Below are 19,711 nucleotides of genomic sequence, written 5' to 3'. Positions count from 1 at the left end.
CTACGCTACGGTCCGTTCGGTATTGGATCAGTGTGGAAGGGAGGTGAGGTTCGATGACCGCGGTGAAGACCGCTGCCCCGCGCAGCGCCCGGACCAACCTCACGTCCCGGGCCCCGGTCTGACCCATTTTCTCCCCCTGCCCTGAGCCGGGCGGGGTGATCTCCGCGTCTCGTCGGGGCCCCTTCTCCGCAAGGGTCTCACGTTGCCACACACGTACACCGATCCATCCGGCCTGTCCCGGTACGGGTGGACCGGCGCACTCGACCGAACCTTCACCGACCACTACGAAGCGGGTCTCGTCCCGGCCCGGATCTCCCGGGTCGACCGCGGCCTGTGCACGGCGATCACCGCGTCGGGCCCGACGCGGGCCACGTTCGCCGCGCCGCACCCGCCCGACCCGCTCCTGACCCCCTGCACCGGCGACTGGGCTGCGCTGCGCCCCGGCGCCGAGCCGCACCTGGTGGCGCTGCTGCCGCGGAGCAGCGCGATCGTACGCTCGTCGGCGGCCAGGTCCTCCCACGGACAGGTGCTCGCCGCCAACATCGACACGGTCGTCATCGCCCTGTCGCTGGCCACTCCCCTGGACGCGGCCAAACTGGAGCGGCTGCTCGCCCTGGCCTGGGAGAGCGGGGCGCAGCCGGTGGTCGCCCTGACCAAGGCGGACCTGGCCCACGACGCCGAGGACATCCGCGCCGAGGCCGAGGCGCTGGCGCCCGGCGCTGACGTCCTAGTCACCAGCGTCGCCACCGGCCACAACATCGACGCGCTGGCCGCGCTGCTGCGCGGCACCACCGTGCTGCTCGGCCCCTCGGGGGCGGGCAAGTCCAGCCTCGGCAACACGCTGCTCGGCGAGGAGCTGCTGGCCACCGGCACGGTACGCGCGCAGGACGGCAAGGGCCGCCACACCACCGTCCGCCGCGAGCTGCTCCCCCTGCCCGGCGGCGGAGTCCTCATCGACACGCCCGGTCTGCGCGGCATCAGCCTGTACGACGCCGCCGACGGCCTGGAGCAGGTCTTCGCCGAGATCGAGGACCTCGCCGAGCACTGCCGCTTCGGCGACTGCGCCCACGACACCGAGCCGGGGTGCGCGGTCCAGGCCGCCATCGCGGCGGGCGAACTGCCCGAACGCCGCCTGCGCAGCTACCGGAAGCTGCAACGGGAGACCGCCTGGGCGGCCTCACGTACCGATGCCCGGCTGCGCGACGAGCGCGTCAGCCAGAAGAAGGCCATCACCAGCCACCTGCGCGCCACCTACAGGTTCCGGGACCAGCAGCAATGACCGGCCATGCCCCGCATCCGCAGAAGGAGACGAACCCGACCATGACCTCTTCCTTCACCACCCGTCCCGAGAGCGCCGGCGACGTCGCCGCCATCCGCGCCGTCAACCTCGCCGCCTTCCCCAGCCCGCACGAGGCCGACCTCGTCGAGGCGCTGCGGGCCGACCCTCAGGCGTGGCTGCCCGGCCTGTCCTGGCTGGCCGAGACCCCCGGCGGTGACCTCGCCGGCTACGCGCTGCTCACCCGCTGCCACGTCGGCGACGCACCCGCCCTCGCCCTGGGCCCGTGCGCCGTCGAGCCGGAGCACCAGCGGCGGGGCGCGGGTTCCGCCGCCATCCGCGCCGCCCTGCGCGCCGCCCGCGAGCAGGGCGAGAACCTGGTGGTGGTGCTCGGCCACGCCGAGTACTACCCGCGCTTCGGCTTCACCCCGGCCTCCGGGTACGGCATCCGCCCGCCCTTCGAGGTCGAGGACAAGTACATGATGGCGCTCGCCCTCGATCCGGCGTGGCCGGTGCCGAGCGGCGTCATCCGCTACGCGGCGGCGTTCGGCGTCTGATCCGTCGCTTTCCGACGCGGCGGACGGCCCTCAGCGTGGCTGGGGCCGTCCGCCGGCGTAGGGCTCGGCGAACAGGTGCGCGACGAGCTCACCACGGCTGGAGATCCCCGCCTTGCCGAAGACGGCCTTGAGGTGACCGCGAACGGTATGGGGCGAGATGAACAGGGCCGTGGCGATCTCGGCGGTCGGCAGGCCCCGTGCCACGAGCTGGGCGACCTCGAACTCGCGGGGCGTCAGCCCGTACGCCTGGGCGACGATGACCGCCAGGTCGGCGGCGGGTGCGGGCTCGATGACGAGCGCCGTCGGGCCCGGCCGTCCGCCGGGGCCGGCCAGGCATGAGGCGCGGCAGGTCAGCCACCGCTGGTCACGGGTCCTGATGCGGATCCTGGCGTCTCCCCGGTCGTGGCCCCGGGCGACGGCTCGCGCCTGCAGCGTGGCGCCGATCAGCCAGATGGGCAGGCTGAGCCCGAGCGCCGTGGGCGTGGACGGTCCATCCGGCAGCAGCGCGAGATAGCGCCGGGCCTCCTCGTTGATCGACGTGGCCTCGCCGTGCTCGTCGAACAGCAGCAGACCGGGCGCGGCGGCGCCGGGCGCGATGTCGGACCCGCCCGGACGGGCGAACCGGCGCAGCATGCCGGCGAGCGGTCCGGACAGCTCGGCGAGCAGCGCGATCTCACGCGTGCCGAACGCCGGCGCTCCCCGCATCCGGAACAGGCTCACCGCGCCCCACGGCCGGTGGCCGATCCGCAGCACGGCCCGCAGTTCGTCGTCCACGCCCTGCCGGTCGAGCAGCCGGCGGAAGCGGGCGCTGCGTGAGGGCAGGTCGCCGGTGGCCGCGCGCAGCCCGGCCACGGGCACGGCCGCGCGGGCGAGGTCACGGAACGGCAGGACGTTCTCCTCCAGCAGCTCGCTCTCCCAGTAGACGCCGCATTCTTCGCCCGAGCCGAGGTTCTCCACCAGCATGGGTGCGGTGACCAGGCCCGTCTCCGGATCGGTGGCCGTCCACACCGCGGCGTCGAACGGCAGGTGCCGCCGCAGCCCGGCCGACGCGCGGCTGAAGAGCTCCAGCGCGTCGGCGGCCCGCTCGGCGGCCGGCAGGATCCCGGCGTGGCGGGGCGGGTGGGTCATCGGATTTCCTCCAGGTGCTGGGGCACGACGTGGGTCAGCTTGCCGGTTCTTCCTTCCTTCGCCAACCCCCCATGTGAGGGGGTCAGCTCCTGCCGATCCCCCGCAAGGAGGGAATGGAGCGCGGTCCCGGCGTCCCCGAGGCTCGAAGCGACCTTTTGGACGAACAGGGAGAAACGTCGTGCGTATCGCGATCATCGGGGCCGGGGCCGCCGCGGTCGGCCTGCTGGACGCGCTGGCCGTCAGCGAGACGGGGATCGGGGAGGTCACCGTGTTCGAGCCGGCCGCGCACCCGTGGCGGGGCCGGCCCTACGGGCCGGATCTGGACGGCGTGCTGGTCAACGCCCCGCCCGCCATCATGTCGATCCGCCATCTGGACTTCGGGCACTACGCCTCCTGGCTGGGCCGGGAGCGCGCCGCCGCCCACCTGGACGACCTGCTGGGACAGCCGCTGGTGCCGCGCGCGCTCTACGGCGCGTACCTGGCCGACACCGCCGAGGCCGCCCTGGCCCGGCTGCGCGAGCGGGGGTGGCGGACACGGCTCGTCGCCGCCCGGGTCGTCGCGGCGGCCCGCTCCGGCGACGGCCTTGGGCTGACGCTGCGTACCGAGGACGGGCGCGACCACCCGGCCGACCGGGTGGCGTTGTGCGTGGGCGGTGGGAGCCCGCAGGACCACTACGGCCTGGGCGGCGCTCCAGGGTTCGTGCGTGATCCGTATCCGCTGGCGTACACGCTCGCCCAGGTCCCGGCCGCGGCCGCCGTCACGGTGATCGGCAGCGGGCTGACCGCCGTGGACGTGGTGGTGTCGCTCGCCGCGCGCGGCCACGCCGGGCCGATCACGCTGGCGTCGCGGAGCGGCCTGCTGCCCCACGTCTGGCAGCGTCCGCTCGGCCACCGGCCCGTGCACGTGACCGTCGAACGGGTGGAGGCACTGTGCCGCGAGCACGGTGGCATCACCCTCGACGACCTCGCCGGGCTGCTTCGCGCCGAACTGGCCGAAGCGGGCGAGGACTTCGCGCACTTCACGGCCGAGCTGCTGGCGGCGGGATCGGAGGAACCCGTACGGCGGTTGCGGCGGCAACTGGCCGCCGTCGGCGACCCGCGCATCGGGCGGCGGGTGCTCCAGGAGACCGCGCACACCGTCGGCCCCTACGCCTGGCGGCTGCTGCCCGAGCCCGACCGGGAACGGCTGCGCGGGCACTTCCGGCTGGCCACCAGCGTCGCTTCGCCCATGGTCCCGGTGAACGCCGCCGCGCTGCTGCGGCTGTTCGAATCCGGGCAGCTCAGCGTCATGGCGGGCGTACGCAAGATCGAGGCCGCGGAGGGAGGGTTCCGGGTCCGGGGCGACGGCGGCGACCTGAACGCCGACGTCGTCGTCAACGCCGTGAACCCGCCGCCCAAGGCGGTGCCCCGCGCGGCCGAGCCGCTGGTCACGTCCCTGCTCTCCGGCGGGCTGGCCGCGCTGCACCCCTCGGGAGGGCTGATCCCCGCCGACCCGCGCCTGCACGTGGTGGGCGACCTGGCCGGCGGCGGTCCGTTCATCACCTCGGGCATCCCCGGAGTCGCCGCGGCGGGCGCCCGTGCCGTCAGCGGACTGCTGGCCACGCGCACCGGCTGATCAGTGGGGCGATCGCTCGTCGTGCGGGGAGCGGGCGGCGTTCTCCTGGGTGGCGGCCCAGCTGGCGAGCAGGCGCAACGCGTCGTGCGCGGGAGTGTCGGGGGCGGCCGTGTAGACGGTCAGGTTGAGACCGGGATCGGCGTGCAGGTCCATGGACTCGTAGTCCAGGATCAGCTCGCCGATCGCCGGGTGGTGGAAGGTCTTGGTTCCGGTGTGGTGCAGGCGGACGTCGTGCTGGGCCCATCGGCCGCGGAAGTCGTCGCTGCGCGTGCACAGCTCGCCGATCAGGTCGGTCAGGTCCTTGTTGTACGGGTCACGGCCGGCCTCGGTGCGCAGGAGGGCGACGATGGTGTCGGCGGCGGTGTCCCACTGCGGGAAGAAGTCCCGCCCGGCGGGGTCGAGGAACTGGAAGCGCGCGATGTTGGGCGGGCCGGTTCGCCGCTGCTGGAAGACCGGCCAGTACATGGCACGGCCGAGCTGGTTGGCGGCCACGATGTCCATGCGGCCGTTGCGGATGATGGCCGGCGCGTCGCTCATGGCGTCCAGCATCCGCTGCAGTCCCGTACGGACCTTCTGCGCGGGCGGGCGGGACCGCGGCCGGGCGCTCGCGGCGCGAGCCAGGTCGAACAGGTGGGCCCGCTCGGCGGCGTCGAGCTGGAGCGCCCGGGCGACGGCGTTCAGCACCTCTTCCGAGACGCCGCTGATGTGCCCCTTCTCCAGACGGGTGTACCAGTCGGTGCTCACTCCGGCCAGGACCGCGACTTCCTCACGCCGCAGGCCGGGCACCCGGCGGCGGGTCCCGGGCGCCAGCCCGGCCTGCTGCGGGGTGATCTTCGCGCGGCGGGTGGCGAGGAAGTCGCGGATCTCGTCTCGGTTGTCCACCTTTCCCATCGTAGGCAGCGGCCGGAGCGTGAAGGGGGTCGAGGTTGTCCCCCCGCTAAGGTGTCCGGCCATGGGCGTCTGCAAGGGCTGGATCGCCGATCTCGGCGACCTGGTGGCCGAGCTGAGCGGGCGCGACGTCAGCGAGTTCGGCGACAGTGAGGTCGTGGCCGACGACGGTGAGGGGGCGGGCGTGGACCGGGTGAGGCCGGAGACGGTCGCCGTGGCGAACAGCTCCTCCCGGAGGGCGGGCGGCAACTTGCGGCCCATGCTCGCCGGGCTCACCAGAGCCTGATCGTCGTTCCACTCGTACGCCGAGTCCGCGAGGAAGTCCAGCGCGAAACGGGCCTTCTGGCGGTGCTCGTCGTCCGGCCAGCCGTCCACCAGCGGCAGCACCGCACTCACCCGCTCGGCGATCCGGTCGAGGAGCGCGTACCCGGGTAGGCCGGGGAAGCGCTGGGCCCGCAGGTCGATGTGGCGGAAGGAGTTAGAAGTTCATCGCGCGTACGCGGCCGATGAAGACGCAGTCGACGAACTCGGCATCGAAGGTGGCCGTCTGTTGCCGCAGCCGGGATCGGTCGAACACGCACCGCTCGAACCGCACATTGCCGAAGAAGGTGTACTCCGCGAAGCGGGTGCGGCGGCGCCCGAGAAGTCGCAGCCGTCGAACGCGCTGCCGCGGGCGCCGAAGCAACGGAAGCGCGTCCCCGTGAAGTCCACGTTCACCAGCCATGCCCGGAGCTCCCCGCGGACGATCCTCGCCTCTTCTCGCCCGCCCGGAAGTAGGGGATCCATGGCGCGGAGTCTCGCATCCGACGCCGCCAGAAATCGGGGTGAAACGATCCGGACGGTCCGGACAGGTACAGGGTGTCGGGACCCCGGACGAGAGAAGGCAGCGTGACTCCCCCTGACCGCAAGCGGCGCTTCGAGGTGATCTACGTTGCCCACTATGCCGACATCCTCGCCTATGTCAGGCGGCGTACGAACTCACCGGACGACGCCGCCGACGCCCTGGCCGAGACGTTCACCACGGCCTGGCGCCGCCTCGACGACATCCCCGACGGGCGGGACGCGCGTTTGTGGCTGTTCGGCGTGGCCCGGCGCGTGCTGGCCAACGGCCGCCGGGCCGAGTCGCGCCGCGGCGAGCTGGTGGAACGGCTCGGCCGGGAGCTGGCCGCATGGGCGGAGCCGGACCGGCCCGGCGGTGTGCTTCCCGGCGTTCGGGAGGCGTTCGCGCGGCTGAGCCCCGACGATCGCGAAATCCTCTCGCTGGCCGGCTGGGAAGGGCTGGGCTCGGACGAGGTCGCCACGGTCCTGGGGTGCTCGCGCGGGGCCGCCCGGCTGCGGCTGCACCGCGCACGTAAACGCCTGGCCAGGGAGTTGCGCGCGGCGGGCGTCGATGTCGCCGCCATCGGACTGCGCGCCATGGAGCTGACGAAGGGAGCGATCTGATGCACGACCTCGACCGCCTGGTGGCGAGCCTCGCCTCCGATGCCGGCCCCGGCATGACGCCGATCGGCAGGGAGCTGCTGGAGGAGATCACGGCGCACTCGGTCACCGCCTCCAGCGCCACCGCTCAGGTCCGCGCGCCCCGCCGGCGCCGGGCGTGGGCGACCGTGCCGGCCCTGGCCGCGCTGGCGACCCTGCTGTCCTTCGGCGTCGCCCAGGCGCCCGCCTCCGCGGCGCTCGACATCCGGCTCGTGGACGGCGACTACGTGATCACGGTCAAGGACCTGATGGCCGAGCCCGAGGTGTACCAGCGCGAGCTCAAGGACAGGGGCCTGGACATCACGCTCGAAGTGGTGGCGACCTCCGCGAGCCAGGCCGGGCAGATCTTCGTGCTGCACGACCTGGACCGGCTGAGAGCCGGCGAGGCGGTGCCCGCCGAGGGCCCGATCACCACCATCGACGCCCCCGGATCCTGCGCCCGATCCGGCGGCTGCCCGATCGGCGTCAAGGTGCCGGCCGACTTCGACAAGAAGGCCCAGATCACACTCGGCCGGCTGGCCAGGCCCGGCGAGAAGTACCGGATGCCGCCCGGCATCGCCATGCCCGGCGAGCCCCTGCACTGCGTGGCCTACGTCAACAAGTCCGTGGCCGAGGTCGGGGCGATGTTGCGCGAGCGTGGCGTGACCCCGTCGTACGTCGCCGACTGGCAGCGAGCGCAGCCTTCGGCCCCCGCCGGCTGGTACGTGCACGACGGCGTCATGAGCGCCGACGGCGAGGCGCTCCTGCTGGTCGGCCCCGAGCCGCGCACCGTGGACCAGGAGGCGCAGCCCCGCTGCTGATCCGCACGCGGAAGCCTCGCGGACGAGGCTCCTCCTGCCGGCGTGGCGCCCGAGAGCGCCGCGCCGGCTCCTTTCACTCGCCCTGGCGGGGCCGCCCTGGCGTTCAGCCCTCGGAACGGGCAGGGGGCGCGGTGGAGTCGCGGATGATGAGCTGCGCACCCACCCGGTACGCCCGGCCGTTGCGGGCCTCCTGGGCGCCGTCGCGCGCGCCGTCGGCGTGCTTCATCTGCTGCAGTAAAAGGTTCATGGCCAGCTCGCCCAGCTCGGCGGCGCCGTTGTCGACCACGGTGATCGCGGGCGACCAGTAGCGCAGCCAGGAGATGTCCTCGTAGCACACGAGCGACAGGTCGCCGGGCACGGAGACCCCGGTGCTGGCCAGCGTGGGCAGGATGCCGAACACCGCCTCGTGGTTGGCCGCGAACAGCGCGGTCATCCGGGGGGTGCGCCGCAGCAGCCGGGTGACGGCCTCGGTGCCGAAGCCGGGGGCGAAGGGGCCGCGTTCGACCAGGGCCTCCTCCACGGCGAGGCCGCGTTCGCGCAGGGCCTGCTCGTAGCCGGCGAAACGTTCGCGCCCCGAGTCGGCGGTGAGCTCGCCGCCGATGAAGCCGATGCGTTCGTGGCCGAGGTCGAGCAGGTGGGAGGTGGCCGCGTGGGCGCCTTCGCGGTCGGCGGCCAGCACGGACGGCGCGGCGCTGTCGGCCGGGCGGCGTATCACGTTGACCACGCCGGTGCCCTCGGCGAGCAGGGCGTTGGTGGTGGCGCCGTTCTTGCCGGTGCCGATCACGATGAGGCCGTCCACGCCGTGCGAGGCGAGGGTGCGCAGGAACTCCTTCTCCCGCGCGGGATCGGCGTCGGTGATCCCGAGCATCACCTGGTAGCCCTCGTCGGCGGCGCGGCGCTGGACCACCTCGGCGATCGTGTGGAAGGAGGCGTTGATGAGGTTGTTGAGCACCAGGCCCACCAGGTGGGACTGCCGCGAGCGCAGGGCGCCGGCCAGCCGGTTGGGCTGGTAGTTGAGCCGGGCCGCGGCCTGCTCGACGGCCGCGCGGGTCTCGGCGGAGATCAGCGGGGATCCGCTGAGGGCGCGTGAGGCGGTGCTGCGGGACACTCCGGCCTCCGCTGCGACCTCCTTCAGTCCGATCCGCATCGTCTCCCCTGTCTGGTGTGGATCTTTGGGATCGATCCCATTATGCACGTGGATCCTGCCAGAAGATCGCCAGTGCGTCGATGTAACAGCGATATTTCTCCGAGTAAAAACCCATATTCCCTCTTGACCGGAATCAACACGGTGCTACAACCTTGTGCAATCGATCCCAAACCAACCCCGCGAGGTCGAGAAACCGCATGGACCGCGACGACGTCACCTGGCACGGCTACTGGCCGGCCGCCCCCACACCCTTCACCGCCGACGGGCTCCTCGACGAGGAGGCCTGGCGCGCGCTCCTGCGCCTGTACGCCGCGCAGGGAGTGCACGGGGTCCTGGTCAACGGCAGCACCGGCGAGTGGTTCAGCCAGAGCACCGACGAGCGCCGCCGGGTCGTCGAGATCGCGGTGGACGAGGTCGCCGGCCGCTTCCCCGTCATCGCCGGCGTCACCGCCTACACCCCGGACGAGGCGATCGCCCTGGCCCGCCACGCCGCCGAGGCGGGCGCCGACGGGCTGCTGGCCACGCCCCCGCCGTACGTCCACCCGGGGCCGGACGAGATCGTGCACTTCTACGACCGCGTCAGCTCGGCCACCGCCCTGCCGTTCATGGTCTACAACTGGCCGCGCGGCGTCGCCGTGGACATCTCCGCCCATCCGGGACTGGCCGCGCGGCTGGCGGACCTGGACAACGTCGTCGCCATCAAGGACAGCACCGGCGACTGGCTGCGCATGCTCGGCACGGTCGAGGCGGTCAGCGACCGGGTCCGGGTGTTCGGCAGCTTCCTGCACCGGCGCGGCCTGGCCGTGCTCATGGAGCTCGGCGGCGACGGCAACATCGACGGCGGCGGCATGGGCGCCCCGTTCGCCGTCCCCTACTACGAGGCGGTCGCCGCCCGCGACGCCGGCGCCGCCCGCGCCTGGGCCGACCGCTACACCGCGCTGTCCTCGCGGCTGATCAACCCCGACTACAGCGGCGTGTTCGGCTCGCCCATCGCCCAGCTCAAGGCCGCCATGCGGCTGCTCGGCCAGCCCGGCGGCCACGTACGGCCGCCGCTGCTGCCGATCGAGGACGAGGCCAGGCTGCGCGCGATCGACGCCGTGCTCACCGAGTCGGGCCTGAAGGCCGCGCTCGGAGCCCGGGGATGAGCGCGAAGGCACCGGCCACCCCGAGCACGGTCACGATCGAGGTCAACGGCCGGCCGGTGAACGCCGTCAAGGGCGTCAGCCTGGCCGCCGCGCTCGTCGGCGACCGCGTCTGGACCTTCCGCCACAACCCGGTCAGCGACGAGCCACGTGGCCCGTTCTGCGGCATGGGGATCTGCCTGGAGTGCGAGGTGACCGTGGACGGGCGTCCCGGCGTACGGGCCTGCCTGACCCCGGTGCGTCCCGGCATGCGCGTCGAGACGGCCGGCGCGGAGGAACGGCCATGACCCGCCACGAGGAGCGGGACGTCGTGATCGTCGGCGGCGGCCCCGCCGGGCTCGCCGCGGCCCGCCGGCTGGCCGGCGCGGGGCTGAGCGTGACCGTCCTGGACGAGCAGCCCGAGCTGGGCGGCCAGTACTTCCGCCGGCCGGCCCCCGAGGTCGCCCGCGTCTGGGGCGAGCACCGTCCCGAGGGCCGCCGCCTGGTCGAGGCCGTACGCGCGGCGGGCGTCGAGTGCCGCACCGGCCACCTGGTCTGGGGCGTCGACGACGACGGCCGCACGCTGCTGGTCTCCGACCCCGCCGAGCACCCGGTGCGCCTGCGCGGCCGGTACGTGATCGTCGCCACCGGCGCCTACGAGCGCCCCTTCCCCTTCCCCGGCTGGCAGCTGCCCGGCGTGACCACGCCCGGCTTCGCCCAGCACCTGGCCGCCGCCGACCACACGCCGGTCGGCGAGCACGTGCTGCTGGCCGGCTCTGGACCGTTCCTTCTTCCCGTCGCCTGCTCGCTGCTGGCCCTCGGCGTGAACGTCGCCGGGATCGCCGAGGCAGGCCACCCCTACCGGCCCGGCCTGCGGGCGCTCGGCGCCGTACGCCACCCCGCGCGGCTGCGCGAGCTGGCCGGGTACGCCGCCCGCCTGGCCCGCGCCCGCGTGCCCCTCTGGCAGGACACCGTGGTCGTGCGCGCCGACGGCGGCGACCGGGTCACGTCCGTGACGCTGGCCGCCACCGCCGCTCCCACGCGGGCGGTGCGCACGGTCGCCGTGGACGCGCTCTGCGTCGGCTACGGCTTCCGCCCGCAGTCCGACCTGGCCAGGATGCTGGGCTGCGCGGTGCGTACGGACCCGGCGACGGGCGACGCGACGCCGGTCCTCACCGCCTCCGGCCGCTCCACCCGCGACGACGTGTACGTCATCGGCGAGGCGGCGGGCATCGGCGGCGCGCCCACGGCGGCGGCCCGGGGCCTCGCGGCCGCTCTCGACATCCTCGGCCGCGAGGGACACGACGTGCCCGCCGCCGAGCTGCACGGCCTGGCCAGGACCGGCCGCCGCCTGGACCGTTTCAAGAAGCTGACCGACGCGCTCTACCCGGCTCCTGACGAGCTGGCGAGGCTGCTGCCGGCCGCGCTGCCGGACACCGCCACGCTGTGCCGCTGCGAGGCGGTCACCGCCGGCGAGGTCCGCAGGATCGCCGGGACCACCGCCGGCGACGTGAACGCCACCAAGGCGTGGACCCGCGCGGGCATGGGCCCCTGCCAGGGCCGCGAGTGCGGCTTCGCCGTCTCGGCCGTGGCCAGGACGTCCCCGGACGTCTTCCCGTCCCGCCTCCCGGTCCGCCCCGTCCCGGTGACGACCCTCCTGGAGATGGCCGCACCCGAGCAGGCCCGATCTGAGCAGGCCCGATCTGAGCAGGCCCGGACGGAGATGGCCCGGACGGAGCCGGCCGGCGAAGGGGAGGCCGCATGACGACCGCCGACGTGGTGATCATCGGCGCCGGCGTGCTCGGCGCGTCGGCGGCCAGCCGGCTCGCCCGCGACGGCCACCGGGTCGTGGTGCTGGAACGCGGCGCCCCCGGCCGCGAGGGCTCCGGCACCACCGCGGGCAACCTGCACGTGCAGGCGGTCCACACCCGCCGGCCCGGCCAGGCCGTCCCCCTGGACAGCGCCCGCTTCACGCCGCTGCAACGCGCCGCGAGCGACCTGTGGCAGGACGTGGAGGACGACCTGGACGCCTCGGTCGAGCTGCGCCGCAGCGGCGGCTTCACCGTCGCCGAGACCCCCGCCCAGGTCCGCGAGCTGCACGACAAGCAGGCATGGGAGGACGCGGCGGGCATCACCACCGAGATCCTCGACGGCGACGCGGCCCGCGCGGCGCTGCCCCAGCTCGGCCCGAGCGTCGCCGCCGCCACCTGGTGCCCGCTCGACGGCTACGCCAACCCGCTGAAGGTCACCCCGGCCTACCTGGCCGACGCGGTGCGGCACGGCGCCGAGCTGGTGCCGTTCGCGCCGGTCACCGGCGTCGCCCGCGACGGCGGCGGCTGGCGGGTGACGGCCGGCGCGCGGCAGGTCGTGGCGCCGGTGGTGATCGACGTGGCCGGGCCGTGGCTGCACCGGATCGCCGCGCTGGCGGGGATCACGCTCGACCTGGCCCCGGTGGCGATCCAGATGCACGCCACCGTCCGCTCCCCCGCCGGGCTGCCGCACCTGGTCCAGCACATCGGCGAGGGCCTGTCGGTCAAACAGGTCAGCGCGGGCAACCTGCTGGTCGGCGGCGGCTGGCCGGCCCGCCGGCTGAACCTCGACGGCCGCAGCGACGCGGGCGTGGACAGCATGGTGGGCAACATGGCGCTGGCCGTGCGGATCCTGCCGTTCGTCCGCGGGCTGCGCCTGCTGCGGGCGTGGGCCGGGCCGCTCGCCGCCACCCCCGACGAGATGCCGGTGATCGGCGAGGTGCCGGGCAGCCCCGGGTTTCTCGTCGCGGGCGGCACGTACGCGTTCACCTTCGCCCCCCTGTGGGCGGAGACCCTGCGCCGCCTCGTGGCCGGCGCCGAGCCGCCCGTGGACATCTCCGACCTGGGACCGGAGCGGCTCATGCAGAACCTCCCCGAGAAGAAGAGATGAGGAGACAGGTGACAGCGACAGACGGGCGAGCGCCCGCGAACGAGCCGGTGTGGCTGTCCGGCGGGCATGTCGTGGACGTGCGGTCGGGCAAGGTCCGGCGGGACACCAACGTCGTCGTCCAGGGCGGGCGGATCGACCGGATCACCGCCGAGGCCCCGCCTCCCGGGGCGCGCACCGTGCGGCTGGGCGGACGCTACCTGCTGCCCGGCCTGATCTCGGTGCACACGCACCTGTCGGTGGTCTACCCGTTCTCGGCCACCGACGAGGCGGAGGACTCCGGCATCACGGCGCTGCGCGCCCTGTCCCGGGCCCGTGACGCGCTGTACGCGGGCGTCACCACCATCCGCTCCGTGCACGAGCAGAACCGCGCCGACCTCCTCGTCCGCACCGCCGCCGGCCAGGGATGGGTGGAGGCGCCGCGGATCGTGGGCGCCGGCCGCGCCATCTCCACGACCGGCGGGCACGGCCACGGCAGCGCCTGCGTCTACGCCGACGGCTACGACTCCTTCCTGCGGGCCGCCCGCGCCGAGCTGGCCGCCGGCGCCGACCTCATCAAGATCTTCATCACCGGCGGCATCGCCCACCAGGGCGAGTCGTTCACCGGCGCGCAGATGACGATCGACGAGATGCGGGCCGTGGTCCGCGCCGCCGAGGAGCACAACACGTACGTGACCGCCCACGCCGGCGCCGGCTCGGCGATCCGCGAGGCGCTCAGCGCGGGCGTGCGCGGCTACGAGCACGCCTACGAGCTCGACGCCGACACCGCCCGGCAGATGGCCGCCCAGCGGGTGTACCTGACGCCGACGCTGTGCGTGACCCGCTGCCCCGAGTGGATGGCCGAGCACTCCTTCACCCCCTGGCAGATCGAGCGGGCCCTGGAGGTCGGCCCCGGGCACCTGGCCAGCATCCGCACCGCCATCGCGGCCGGCGTCGCCGACCCCGACGACCCGGAGCGGCCGGGCATCACGTTCCTGGCCGGCACCGACTACCCGCCCGGCGAGCCCATCGAGGACACGGTCGTCGCGGTCCGGGAGATGGAGTTCCTGGCCGAGGCGGGGCTCAGCACCGAGCAGGCGCTGCGCTCCGGCACCCTCGAAGCCGCCCGGCTGGTCGGCCTGCGGGGGCAGGCCGGCGCCGTCGAGGAGGGCCACCTCGCCGACCTGATCGTCACCGAGCGCGACCCGCTGAGCGACCTCTCCGCGCTGCGCCGGATCTCCCTCGTCATGCAGGCCGGGCGGATCGTCCGCGACGACCTGCCCGCCGTTCCCGACATTCACCCCACGGAGGGCGCCCAGTGAGCCAGGACCCCGGCCGCACCCGCTTCGCCGTCGACATCGGCGGCACGTTCGTCGACGCGATCTCCTACGACGACGCCACCGGCGAGCTGCGGCTGCACAAGGCCTCCACCACCCCCGACGCCCCCGCGCGCGGCGTGCTCGACGCCGTCGGCGGGCTCGCCGGCCGGCTGGACGACGTGGAGGCGTTCGTCCACGGCACCACGCTCGGGCTCAACGCGATCCTGCAGCGGCGCGGCGCCGACGTCGGGATCATCACCAACGAGGGCTTCCGCGACCTGCTGGAGATCGCCCGCGCCAACGTGCCCGCCCAGCACATGTACGACTTCTCCTACGCCCCGCCGCCGCCCCTCGTCCCCCGCCGCCACCGCACCGGCGTGCCGGGCCGCATCGACGCCCAGGGCACGGTGATCGAGCCGCTGGACGAGGACGCGGTCCGCGAGGCCGGCCGGCTGCTGGTCGAGGAGCACGGCCTGCGCTCGCTGGCCGTCTGCTTCCTGCACTCCTACGCCAACCCCGAGCACGAGCGGCTCGCGGCACGCATCCTGCGCGAGGCCTACCCCGAGGTGTCGGTCTCGACCTCGACCGACATCACCCGCGAGTACCGCGAGTACGAACGCACCAGCACCGTCACCCTCGACGCCTACATCCGGCCGGTGCTGAACGACTACATCGCCACCCTGGAGTCGCGGCTGAACGACGCCGGGCTGACCCACCCGCTGCACATCATGCGCTCGGGCGGCGGCGCGATGACCTCCGAGCTGGCCCGCCAGGCGCCGCTCATGACGGTGCTGTCCGGACCGGCGGGCGGCGTCGTCGGCGCCTCCTTCCTGGCCCGCGAGCAGAACCTGGCCAAAGTGATCACGTTCGACGTCGGCGGCACCAGCCTGGACTGCTGCGTGATCGAGGACGGCGAGCCCGGCGAGGTGCACGAGGCCGGCATCGACGGCTTCCCGCTGCTCATCCCGATCTTCGACATCCGCACCGTCGGCGCCGGCGGCGGCTCCATCGCCTGGATCGACGAGGGCCTGCTGAAGGTCGGCCCGCACAGCGCCGGCGCGGTGCCGGGACCGGTCGCCTACCGGGCGGGCGGCACCGAGCCGACCGTGACCGACGTGGCGCTCGTCCTCGGCTACCTCGACCCGTCGGGGTTCCTCGACGGCGACATGACGATCGACGCCGACGCCGCCCGCGAAGCCGTCGCGGCCAAGCTCGCCGACCCGCTCGGCGTGGACGTGACCAAGGCCGCGGCGAGCGTCTTCCAGGTGCTGCTGGCCCGCACGGTGGGCGCGCTGCGCGAGATCACCGTGGAGCGGGCGCTGGACCCGCGCGAGTTCGCGCTGCTGGCCTTCGGCGGGGCCGGGCCGCTGCTCGCGCCCATGCTGGCCCGCGAGATGGGCATCGCGACCACGATCGTGCCGCAGGTGCCGGCCGCGTTCTCCGCCTTCGGCATGCTCATGTCGGACCTGGAGTACGAGTTCGCCACCACCGTCCTGCGCCCCCTCAGCGACGAGACGCTGGCCGGGCTGGAGGAGGCGTTCGCCGAGCTGGAGGGCCAGGGCGAGGAGGTGCTGTCCGCGCAGGGCGTCAAGCCCGAGGACCGCACCCTGATCCGCCGCCTGGACGTGCGCTACCACGGCCAGGAGCACAGCCTCGGCATCGACCTGGCGCCCGGCGACACCGCGGCCACCGTGCTGGCCCGCTTCAGCGAGCAGCACGAGGCCCGCTACGGCCACGCGATGCCGGAGCCCGGCCAGATCCTGACGCTGCGGGTGCGCGCGGTCGGCCGGCTGTCCAAGCCGGGCCTGCGCGAGCTGCCGCCCGCCGGCAGCGCCGTCCCCGAGCCGATCGGCGAGCGCCCCGCGTTCGACGTCGCCTCCGGCGAGACGGTCGCCTTCCCGGTGTACGCGCGCGCCACCCTGGGCGCCGGCCACGAGGTGAGCGGGCCGGCCATCGTGGAGGAAGGCACCTCCACCACGGTCATCTTCGGAGACCAGCAGCTCACCGTCGACCGATACGGGCAACTGGTGATCACGGGAGGCCAGGCATGAGCACGGGCGAGCGGCTGGACGGCGCCACCGTCGAGGTGATCAGGAACTACCTGGTCTCGGTGGGCGAGCAGATGCGCCGCACCCTGGTGCGGGCGGCGTTCAACCCGGTCATCTACGAGGTGCTCGACTTCGGCATCTCGATCTACAACGCCGACCTCGACCTGACCGCCGAGGCGGCCGGCATCACGTCCTTCCTGGGCGCCAACGACTACGCCATCGTCAAGGGCGTGGAGTACGTCGGCCGCGACAACCTCGCGCCCGGCGACGTCTACCTGCTGAACTACCCGTACTGGAGCGGCGCCCACTCCTACGACGCGATGCTGTTCGCGCCGGTGTTCCGCGACGGGCACGACGGCCCGGCGGCCTACCTGGCGGTCCGCGCCCACTGGATGGACCTGGGCGCCAAGGCCCCCGGCTACGTCCTGGACTCGACCGACATGCACCAGGAGGGCCTCATCTTCCCGGGCACGAAGATCGTCAGCCGGGGCGAGGTCGTGCGGGACATCATCGAGCTGATCCGCTTCAACTCGCGCCTGCCCGACCTGACCATCGGCGACTTCCACGCCCAGCTCGCGGCGCTGCGCACCGGCGAGAACCGGCTGGCCCAGGTGTGGGAGAAGTTCGGCGGCGACACCGTGGACCAGGCCATCAGGCAGATCATCGAGCACGGCGAGCGGGTCGCCCGCAAGGCCGTGGCCGCCCTGCCCGACGGCACGTGGACGGCCGCGGACTACTGCGACGACGACGGCATCACCGACGACCTCATCCGCATGGAGGTCAAGGTCACCATCGACGGCGACCGCATGGAGGTCGACTTCAACGGCTCCGACGGCGCCGTCCTCGGCCCGGTCAACCTGCCGATCGGCGCGACCGAGAGCCTGGCCAAGGCCACGTTCAAGGAGCTGACGACGGCGCGCGAGCCGTCCAACGCCGGCCACTACCGGGCGCTGACCGTCAAGGCCGACCCGGGCAACTTCTTCAACGCCCAGTACCCGGTGGCGACGTTCACGCAGTGGAGCGGCATCGTCGCCTTCGAGCTGCTGCACAAGGCGCTGGCGCAGGTGCTCGACGGCATCCCGGCGTCCTCGGGCGGCGACGAGCCCGGCTTCATGGCGCTCGGCCACGACCCGCGTACCGGGTCGGACTTCGTCATCAGCAACAACGAGGGCATCGGCTGGGGCGCGCACAAGGACCACGACGGCGCCAACGCCCAGCAGCACCCGTCGCAGAGCGTCGTGCGCAACACCCCGATCGAGGTCCTGGAGCACAAGTCGACCGTCTTCCACGAGCGGCTCGAACTGATCCCGGACTCCGGCGGGGCCGGCCGCCACCGCGGCGGCGTCGGCGTGCTGCGGCAGGTCCGCTACCTCGCCGACGGCGAGGTGCTGTCGATGAAGAAGAAGAGCAAGACCCGCCCCTGGGCGCTGGACGGCGGACAGGAGCCCGAGCCGAGCGAGATGGTGCTCTGGCCGGGCACCGACCGGGCCAAGCGGGTCGGCATGTACCGGGCGACGATGCGGGCGGGGGACCGCTTCGTCAACCGCACCGCGGGCGGCGGCGGCTACGGCGACCCGCTCGACCGCGACCCGGCCGCCGTGGTCGCCGACGTGCTCGACGGCTACGTCAGCGCGCAGGCGGCGGAGCGGATCTACGGCGTCGTCGTGGACGCCTCCGGAGACTGGCGGCCCACACCCGCCAGGGCGTCGCGATCGGCCGCCCCGGGTTCCTGACCGCCCCGGGCCCACCGCCGGGCCCACCGCCGGGCCCACCATCTGGGCACGGCTAGCCGCCGCGACGGCGTACTCATGAAGGGTAGAAGATCCATGTCCCACCCCATCCCCCCGACGGCGGGCCGGTCCCGCCGGGTCCGTCCCTTGCGCCTGGTCGCGGCAGCCGTGGCCGCCTCCCTCGCCCTCACGGCGTGCGGAGGCGGCGGGTCCGCCGCCGGCGGCGGCACGGACGCCCGCAAGCAGACGCTGATCATCGCCGAGAACGAGCCGCCGGCGACCTTCGACCCCGTCCAGGCGGACAACTCCACCGTGGACGAGGTGGCCGTGCCCGCCTACGACACGCTGCTGCGCTACGAGGGCAGCGAGCTGTCGCCGTCGGTCGCCACCGCGTGGAAGTTCAACGACGACGGCACCGCGCTCGACGTCACCCTCCGCGACGACGTCACCTTCCACGACGGCGCCAAGCTGACCGCCGCCGACGTGAAGTACACCCTGGACCGCATCGCCCGGCTCGGCATCGGCGTCGCGTCCCTGGTCAAGGCGTACGACTCCACCGAGGTCGTGGACGACACCCACGCCACGATCAGGCTCAAGCAGCCGTACGCGCCGTTCGCCTCCGCCCTCACCCGCGTCTACCTGCTCAACTCCAAGCTCGTCACCGCCAACGCGGGCGGCGACGACGGCCAGAAGTGGCTCGCCTCCAACGACGCCGGGTCGGGGCCGTACAAGCTGACCGGCTACACCGCGAACCAGGAGGCCCGCTTCACCCGCCACGACGGCTACTGGGGCGGCTTCACCAACCAGGCCAAGGACGTGGTGTTCCGCTACCTGCCGCAGGCCGCCACCCAGAAGACGGCGCTGACCTCGGGCGACATCGACATCGCCATGGACATCGCGCCCACCGACTGGGCGGGCATGGAGAGCTCCGGGTTCACCGTCGACAAGGCCGACACCAACGTGCAGCTCTACGTGTTCTCCAAGATGAAGGACTCGCCGCTGTCGAACCCGAAGCTGCGTGAGGCCATCAGCTACGCCTACGACTACGACCAGCACGTCAGCGCCATCCTCAAGGGCGCCGGCAAGAAGGCCGTCGGCGTGCTGCCGAGCGGCATGACCTGCTTCGACTCCTCCACCCCGCAGCCCGCCCGCGACGTGGCCAAGGCCAAGCAGATCCTCGCCGACGCCGGGCTGAGCGGTGTCAAGCTCACCATGACGTACCTGAAGGCCACCGCCGAGATGGAGCAGGCGGCCACGCTGCTGCAGTCCAACCTGGCCGAGATCGGCGTCACGCTGAACCTCGAGGCCATCACCTACCCGCAGTACGTGGACCGCATGAAGACCAACGAGACCACGCCCGACCTCGGCATGATCTACGGCTTCCCGGCCTACCCGGACCCGGACGCGGTGCTGTACGTGCAGTTCCACTCCACCTTCATCAACAACGGCCAGAACAGCGGCGGCTACGACAACCCCGAGGTCGACAAGCTCGTCGAGCAGGGCCAGCGCGCCACCGGCGACAGCGAGCGGTGCGCCGCCTACGGCAAGGCCCAGCAGCTCATCGCCGCCGACCACTACGCCATCAACCTGGCCAACGCGCAGTACGTGACGGTCCTGCGCAAGGGCCTGACCGGCTACACCTACCAGCCGGCCCACCACCAGACCGTGGACGTCTACAAGGTCCAGGTCGGCTGACCCACCGGCACGA

Annotated in this window: 18 protein-coding genes; 14 read left to right on the top strand and 4 right to left on the bottom strand. The window is 73.4% G+C overall.

Annotation, left to right across the window (positions count from 1 at the left end):
* Positions 1 to 202 precede the first annotated feature (202 nt).
* Entirely contained in the window at positions 203 to 1,279 is a 1,077-nt protein-coding gene (gene rsgA, locus SMD20_RS08575; protein WP_329577328.1) for a ribosome small subunit-dependent GTPase A, read from the top strand.
* A 41-nt stretch (positions 1,280 to 1,320) separates the two neighbouring features.
* Positions 1,321 to 1,833 (top strand): GNAT family N-acetyltransferase, encoded by a 513-nt coding sequence (locus SMD20_RS08570; protein WP_329577326.1) that lies wholly within the window; start codon positions 1,321 to 1,323, stop codon positions 1,831 to 1,833.
* 30 nt (positions 1,834 to 1,863) lie between these two features.
* On the opposite strand, the gene SMD20_RS08565 is transcribed toward SMD20_RS08570, so the two are convergent.
* Positions 1,864 to 2,961, bottom strand: coding sequence for a helix-turn-helix transcriptional regulator (locus SMD20_RS08565; RefSeq protein ID WP_329577323.1), 1,098 nt, complete (start codon positions 2,959 to 2,961; stop codon positions 1,864 to 1,866).
* A 178-nt stretch (positions 2,962 to 3,139) separates the two neighbouring features.
* Here SMD20_RS08565 and SMD20_RS08560 point away from each other — a divergent pair, with 178 nt between their 5' ends.
* Entirely contained in the window at positions 3,140 to 4,576 is a 1,437-nt protein-coding gene (locus SMD20_RS08560; RefSeq protein WP_329577320.1) for an FAD/NAD(P)-binding protein, read from the top strand.
* Here SMD20_RS08560 and SMD20_RS08555 read toward each other — a convergent pair whose 3' ends face one another.
* The gene (locus tag SMD20_RS08555) at positions 4,577 to 5,458 is read right to left on the bottom strand and encodes a helix-turn-helix transcriptional regulator (protein ID WP_329577317.1); all 882 of its coding nucleotides are present in this window, start codon (positions 5,456 to 5,458) and stop codon (positions 4,577 to 4,579) included.
* 70 nt (positions 5,459 to 5,528) lie between these two features.
* On the opposite strand from SMD20_RS08555, the gene SMD20_RS08550 reads away from it, so the two are divergent.
* Positions 5,529 to 5,750, top strand: coding sequence for a hypothetical protein (locus tag SMD20_RS08550; RefSeq protein ID WP_329577316.1), 222 nt, complete (start codon positions 5,529 to 5,531; stop codon positions 5,748 to 5,750).
* A 192-nt stretch (positions 5,751 to 5,942) separates the two neighbouring features.
* Here the strand turns inward: SMD20_RS08550 and SMD20_RS08545 are convergent, their stop codons facing one another.
* Positions 5,943 to 6,188 (bottom strand): hypothetical protein, encoded by a 246-nt coding sequence (locus tag SMD20_RS08545; RefSeq protein ID WP_329577314.1) that lies wholly within the window; start codon positions 6,186 to 6,188, stop codon positions 5,943 to 5,945.
* Positions 6,189 to 6,352: 164 nt separating this feature from the next.
* Here SMD20_RS08545 and SMD20_RS08540 point away from each other — a divergent pair, with 164 nt between their 5' ends.
* Together SMD20_RS08540 and SMD20_RS08535 are read left to right on the top strand one after the other, a co-directional pair.
* A complete protein-coding gene (locus SMD20_RS08540; protein ID WP_329577311.1) occupies positions 6,353 to 6,907 on the top strand; it encodes an RNA polymerase sigma factor in 555 nt (184 codons plus the stop codon).
* On the top strand, positions 6,907 to 7,743 hold the full coding sequence (locus tag SMD20_RS08535; RefSeq protein ID WP_329577309.1) for a hypothetical protein: 837 nt from the start codon (positions 6,907 to 6,909) through the stop codon (positions 7,741 to 7,743). Before SMD20_RS08540 ends, SMD20_RS08535 begins: the two co-directional genes overlap by 1 nt.
* Before the next feature lie 103 nt (positions 7,744 to 7,846).
* On the opposite strand, the gene SMD20_RS08530 is transcribed toward SMD20_RS08535, so the two are convergent.
* Entirely contained in the window at positions 7,847 to 8,890 is a 1,044-nt protein-coding gene (locus SMD20_RS08530; protein WP_329577306.1) for a LacI family DNA-binding transcriptional regulator, read from the bottom strand.
* A gap of 197 nt (positions 8,891 to 9,087) precedes the next feature.
* On the opposite strand from SMD20_RS08530, the gene SMD20_RS08525 reads away from it, so the two are divergent.
* The 8 genes from SMD20_RS08525 (at position 9,088) to SMD20_RS08490 (ending at position 19,698) form a co-directional block, all read left to right on the top strand.
* Positions 9,088 to 10,035: a dihydrodipicolinate synthase family protein gene (locus SMD20_RS08525; RefSeq protein WP_329577303.1), complete on the top strand. Its 948-nt coding sequence runs from the start codon at positions 9,088 to 9,090 to the stop codon at positions 10,033 to 10,035.
* Positions 10,032 to 10,319, top strand: a complete 288-nt coding sequence (locus SMD20_RS08520; protein WP_329577300.1) for a (2Fe-2S)-binding protein — start codon at positions 10,032 to 10,034, stop codon at positions 10,317 to 10,319. The genes SMD20_RS08525 and SMD20_RS08520 overlap by 4 nt, the downstream gene beginning before the upstream one ends.
* Positions 10,316 to 11,776 (top strand): FAD/NAD(P)-dependent oxidoreductase, encoded by a 1,461-nt coding sequence (locus SMD20_RS08515; RefSeq protein ID WP_329577297.1) that lies wholly within the window; start codon positions 10,316 to 10,318, stop codon positions 11,774 to 11,776. The genes SMD20_RS08520 and SMD20_RS08515 overlap by 4 nt, the downstream gene beginning before the upstream one ends.
* On the top strand, positions 11,773 to 12,930 hold the full coding sequence (locus SMD20_RS08510; RefSeq protein ID WP_329577294.1) for an NAD(P)/FAD-dependent oxidoreductase: 1,158 nt from the start codon (positions 11,773 to 11,775) through the stop codon (positions 12,928 to 12,930). The genes SMD20_RS08515 and SMD20_RS08510 overlap by 4 nt, the downstream gene beginning before the upstream one ends.
* Before the next feature lie 8 nt (positions 12,931 to 12,938).
* Positions 12,939 to 14,228: an amidohydrolase family protein gene (locus SMD20_RS08505; protein WP_329577291.1), complete on the top strand. Its 1,290-nt coding sequence runs from the start codon at positions 12,939 to 12,941 to the stop codon at positions 14,226 to 14,228.
* Complete coding sequence (locus SMD20_RS08500) at positions 14,225 to 16,276, top strand: hydantoinase/oxoprolinase family protein (protein WP_329577288.1); 2,052 nt, start codon at positions 14,225 to 14,227, stop codon at positions 16,274 to 16,276. The genes SMD20_RS08505 and SMD20_RS08500 overlap by 4 nt, the downstream gene beginning before the upstream one ends.
* A complete protein-coding gene (locus SMD20_RS08495) occupies positions 16,273 to 18,006 on the top strand; it encodes a hydantoinase B/oxoprolinase family protein (RefSeq protein ID WP_329577285.1) in 1,734 nt (577 codons plus the stop codon). Before SMD20_RS08500 ends, SMD20_RS08495 begins: the two co-directional genes overlap by 4 nt.
* A 93-nt stretch (positions 18,007 to 18,099) precedes the next feature.
* Positions 18,100 to 19,698, top strand: a complete 1,599-nt coding sequence (locus SMD20_RS08490) for an ABC transporter substrate-binding protein (protein WP_329577281.1) — start codon at positions 18,100 to 18,102, stop codon at positions 19,696 to 19,698.
* Positions 19,699 to 19,711 lie beyond the last annotated feature (13 nt).

Origin of the sequence: Nonomuraea sp. LP-02 (assembly GCF_036289125.1) — a bacterium.
In the GTDB taxonomy this organism is placed as follows: domain Bacteria; phylum Actinomycetota; class Actinomycetes; order Streptosporangiales; family Streptosporangiaceae; genus Nonomuraea; species Nonomuraea bangladeshensis.
This window is presented reverse-complemented; position numbering and strand designations above follow the sequence as displayed.

Bases quoted from the DNA above. Each gene is read 5' to 3' on its own strand.
- SMD20_RS08570 (WP_329577326.1), top strand. From the start codon at position 1,321: ATGACCTCTTCCTTCACCACCCGTCCCGAGAGCGCCGGCGACGTCGCC.
- SMD20_RS08490 (WP_329577281.1), top strand. From the start codon at position 18,100: ATGTCCCACCCCATCCCCCCGACGGCGGGCCGGTCCCGCCGGGTCCGT.
- SMD20_RS08530 (WP_329577306.1), bottom strand. From the start codon at position 8,890: ATGCGGATCGGACTGAAGGAGGTCGCAGCGGAGGCCGGAGTGTCCCGC.
- SMD20_RS08510 (WP_329577294.1), top strand. From the start codon at position 11,773: ATGACGACCGCCGACGTGGTGATCATCGGCGCCGGCGTGCTCGGCGCG.
- SMD20_RS08495 (WP_329577285.1), top strand. From the start codon at position 16,273: ATGAGCACGGGCGAGCGGCTGGACGGCGCCACCGTCGAGGTGATCAGG.
- SMD20_RS08550 (WP_329577316.1), top strand. From the start codon at position 5,529: ATGGGCGTCTGCAAGGGCTGGATCGCCGATCTCGGCGACCTGGTGGCC.
- SMD20_RS08545 (WP_329577314.1), bottom strand. From the start codon at position 6,188: ATGGCTGGTGAACGTGGACTTCACGGGGACGCGCTTCCGTTGCTTCGG.
- SMD20_RS08520 (WP_329577300.1), top strand. From the start codon at position 10,032: ATGAGCGCGAAGGCACCGGCCACCCCGAGCACGGTCACGATCGAGGTC.
- SMD20_RS08565 (WP_329577323.1), bottom strand. From the start codon at position 2,961: ATGACCCACCCGCCCCGCCACGCCGGGATCCTGCCGGCCGCCGAGCGG.
- SMD20_RS08535 (WP_329577309.1), top strand. From the start codon at position 6,907: ATGCACGACCTCGACCGCCTGGTGGCGAGCCTCGCCTCCGATGCCGGC.
- SMD20_RS08525 (WP_329577303.1), top strand. From the start codon at position 9,088: ATGGACCGCGACGACGTCACCTGGCACGGCTACTGGCCGGCCGCCCCC.
- SMD20_RS08515 (WP_329577297.1), top strand. From the start codon at position 10,316: ATGACCCGCCACGAGGAGCGGGACGTCGTGATCGTCGGCGGCGGCCCC.